This window comes from Streptomyces sp. NPDC055078 (assembly GCF_053607985.1).
Window position 1 is genome coordinate 1 of the sequence record NZ_JBSGUP010000781.1, and the last position, 3524, is coordinate 3524.

Annotated in this window: 3 protein-coding genes; 1 reads left to right on the forward strand and 2 read right to left on the reverse strand. The window is 72.7% G+C overall.

Translation table 11 applies throughout. The annotated features are described in order from the left end of the window. A partial coding sequence (locus ACWF94_RS36550) for an aminotransferase class I/II-fold pyridoxal phosphate-dependent enzyme (protein ID WP_453498896.1) occupies nt 1–560 on the reverse strand: 560 nt, incomplete at its 3' end. 548 nt (nt 561–1108) lie between these two features. Next, a complete protein-coding gene (gene tdh, locus ACWF94_RS36555) occupies nt 1109–2137 on the reverse strand; it encodes an L-threonine 3-dehydrogenase (protein ID WP_453498898.1) in 1029 nt (342 codons plus the stop codon). Nucleotides 2138–2437: 300 nt separating this feature from the next. Here tdh and ACWF94_RS36560 point away from each other — a divergent pair, with 300 nt between their 5' ends. Then, nucleotides 2438–2731, forward strand: a complete 294-nt coding sequence (locus ACWF94_RS36560; RefSeq protein WP_453498900.1) for a hypothetical protein — start codon at nt 2438–2440, stop codon at nt 2729–2731. Nucleotides 2732–3524: the final 793 nt, after the last annotated feature.

Below are 3524 nucleotides of genomic sequence, written 5' to 3' on the forward strand. Positions count from 1 at the left end.
ACATAGCCGTCCATGGAGAAGACGCCGTCGGTGACGACGAGGCGGCGGCGGGCGTCCTGGGTCTCCTTGAGCCGCTGTTCCAGGTCGGCGAGGTCGCGGTTGGCATAGCGGTGGCGGCCGGCCTTGGAGAGCCGGATGCCGTCGATGATGGAGGCGTGGTTGAGCGCGTCGGAGATGACCGCGTCCTCGGGGCCGAGGAGAGTCTCGAAGACACCGCCGTTGGCGTCGAAGCAGGAGGAGTAGAGGATGGTGTCCTCCTGCCCGAGGAACGCCGAGAGCCGCGCCTCCAGTTCCTTGTGCACGTCCTGGGTACCGCAGATGAACCGTACGGACGCCATGCCGTAGCCCCAGCGGTCCAGCGCCGCCTTCGCCGCGGCGATGACCTCGGGGTGGTCGGCGAGGCCGAGGTAGTTGTTCGCGCAGAAGTTGAGGACCTCCCCGGAAGCGACGGAGACAGTCGCTCGCTGCGGGGTGCCGATGACGCGCTCGGGCTTGTGGAGACCCGCGTCGCGGATCTCGTCGAGGGTGGTGAGGAGGCCGTCACGGACTGACGCGTACATACGAGGATCGCTCCCTGGTGGGTGGCGGGCGGGTGCGTGGCCCCGGCGGCGGGGGATCGGACCGGCGGCCGGAGGACAGAGTTCATGGACCGGATCACCGGAGCGGCCCCGACGGGCCCGCCCGTACGGCGGGGTGCCGATGGACGGTGCGGAGCGGCGTGCCCGGGTCCCCGCACCGCCGTGCAGCCCGTACAGCCCGTGCAGCCCGTGCAGGGATCAGCGCTCCCGGACCGAGCGGCACGGGGCACTCGGGCCTGATGCGGTCGGAATCGGAACTGTCGGGGGGTGTGAGCCGGTCGGGCAGGGGGCCCTTGATGCGCTTGGGCACGATGTCATCGGTGCGCTCGGGCACAGGGCGGCCGGGGCGCCCGGGCACGGAACGGTCGGTGCGGTCAGTAACGGGACAGTCAGGCACGGGACGGTCAGGCACGGGACAGTCAGGCACGGGACAGTCAGGCACGGGGCGTCCGGGCAGGGCTGATCTGGCTTCGTCCGCAACTCCGGGAGACCGGGTGCCGGGCGCCCGGCAGCGGATCGGCGGGCTCATGTCAGCGGGTCCAGTCGAGGATGATCTTGCCGCTGCGGGCGGTGGCCGCCTCGTCGAAGGCGGCGTCGAAGTCCCGGTACCCGTAGCTGCCGGTGATCACCGGGCTGAGGTCGAGACCTGCCTCCAGCAGAACCGTCATCGCGTACCAGGTCTCGTACATCTCCCGGCCGTAGATACCCTTGACGGTGATCATCGAGGTCACGATCTTCGACCAGTCGACGGCGAACTCCTGCGCGGGCAGACCCAGCATGGCGATCCGGCCGCCGTGCGTCATGTTGTCGACCATGTCCCGGACGGCCTCGGCCCGGCCCGACATCTCCAGGCCGACATCGAAGCCCTCCTTGAGGCCCAGCCGCCGCTGTGCCTCGGCGATGCCGTGGTCGGACACATTCAGCGCGAGGGTGGCACCCGCCTTGCGGGCGAGTTCAAGACGGGGCTCGCTGACGTCGGTGACCACGACATTGCGGGCGCCCGCGTGCCGGGCCACGGCGGCGGCCATGATGCCGATCGGCCCCGCTCCGGTGATCAGGACGTCCTCGCCGACCAGCGGGAAGGAGAGCGCGGTGTGCACGGCGTTCCCGAAGGGATCGAAGATCGCGGCGATGTCCAGGTCCACCCGGGTCCGGTGCACCCACACATTGGACGCCGGCAGGGTGACGTACTCGGCGAACGCGCCATCGCGTCCGACCCCGAGGCCGACGGTGCTACGGCACAGGTGGCGCCGCCCGGCGAGACAGTTGCGACACCTTCCGCAGACGAGATGCCCCTCCCCGCTGACGGTGTCGCCCACCGCGATGTCCCGGACGTCCGCTCCGACGACGGCGACCTCACCGACGAACTCGTGGCCGAGCACCCTCGGCGCACTGACCGCCCGCCGGGCCCAGGCGTCCCAGGACCGGATGTGCAGATCGGTGCCGCAGATGCCGGTGCGGAGCACCTTGATCAGCACATCCCCGGGGCCGCTCCCGGGCTCCGGCACATCCATGAGCCACAGGCCGGGCTCGGCATGCTGCTTGACAAGTGCCTTCATCGGGGCGGCTCCAGGCATGAGGTCGGGCGATCAAGAGTGAACATGGCCGACCCCGCCGGTTCCGGCAACCGGGACGAACCATGACAGTGGCGGTCAACGAGATCGGCACCAATCTGCCCAGCGGGGCTCCAGGAGTCCATCGAGGATTTCTTAAGCGGGTCCACAGCGGAGCTTCATACACCCGTCCGTCCCGCGTCCGACCAGGTGAGAGCGGGGGACGGCCGACGCCTCCGCAGAACTGTGAACAGAGCTGTGTGCACATCGGTCGCGCATCGGGCCCGGCGGTGCGAGCCTGGGAGGATGAGCTGGGCATCGTGGACGACCACAGGTGTGTATTCCGGGCGCGGAGGGGTGCTCACCGATGAGGTCGGCGTACTGACCGGGGATCTCACCGTGCACACCACCTGGGCGGGGGACGAAGCCCGTGTCGCGGTGCAGTACAGCGGCGCCTCCGACTGGTTCACGATGTCGGGCAGCCCCATCCCCTGCGACTCGGAGGACGCGAGCCGCACGCTCCACCAGGCCGTGGTCCAGGCGGTCGAGACCGGCGGCGGTGCCACTGTTCCCCCGGTCCCGCGCGAAACGGCCTCCTGACGCGAGCCCCCTGGCCGGTGGGACTCGTCTCAGCGCCCCCTGGGCCCGGGGCCCGAGCCCGGGGCACCGTCCCCTCCCCCGCTCCCGGCCCGGCTCGGCGCCCCGGGAACGTGCCGTACCCCCGTACCCGCCTGCCACGGCGGAGACCCGGCCGGCACCCGGCTGGGTCCGCCCCTGGAACAGGAGCCGGTGCACGGGTTCCCCGTCGGCCCCTCGCACGCCGTCCTGGACGGATCCGCGCCCGCGCGGCCAGGCGGCCCGGCACGCCGTCCGGGGTGACCTGGGTCCGCGGTGGGCTCCGGAGCACGCCCGCCGGGGCGGACCCGGGCGCTGTGTCCCCGTACGGGCTCGACGGAGCCACCTGTGCCCGGCGCCGAATCCCGGCCCGCCGTTCGGCGGAGCAGCCTTCTGAGCAGGCCGGTGCCATGCGGGACAGGTCGCACCGGGACGGGCCTCGCGCCCCGGACGACAGGGTGGCCGACCGCTGTCGGACCGGGGGCCCCAGGGGGCCTCCCGGGCCCGGTGGGAGCGGTGGGCCCCGTGGCGCCGAGGCGAAGGGCGCGGCGCGCGCCCGCTCCACCGGCGAGTGCGGCGGGTGCGGCGGTCGACGACGCGTCACCCTGCGCCGCGAGGCGTCCGGCGCGGGCCCCGGAGCCCTCCGGGCAGGCCCGACCGTCCGACCCGGCGGACACGGCCGTCGTGCCACGGGCGACGGCCGGCTCGGCCGACCCGGTGTGCCGGGGCGCGGAGCGCGTCTCCCGGGCTTCCCGCACCGCGCGGGCCAGCTTCGCCC

Excerpts from the sequence above, each read along its gene's own strand:
- ACWF94_RS36560 (WP_453498900.1), top strand. The coding sequence starts at position 2,438 with ATGAGCTGGGCATCGTGGACGACCACAGGTGTGTATTCCGGGCGCGGA.
- tdh (WP_453498898.1), bottom strand. The coding sequence starts at position 2,137 with ATGAAGGCACTTGTCAAGCAGCATGCCGAGCCCGGCCTGTGGCTCATG.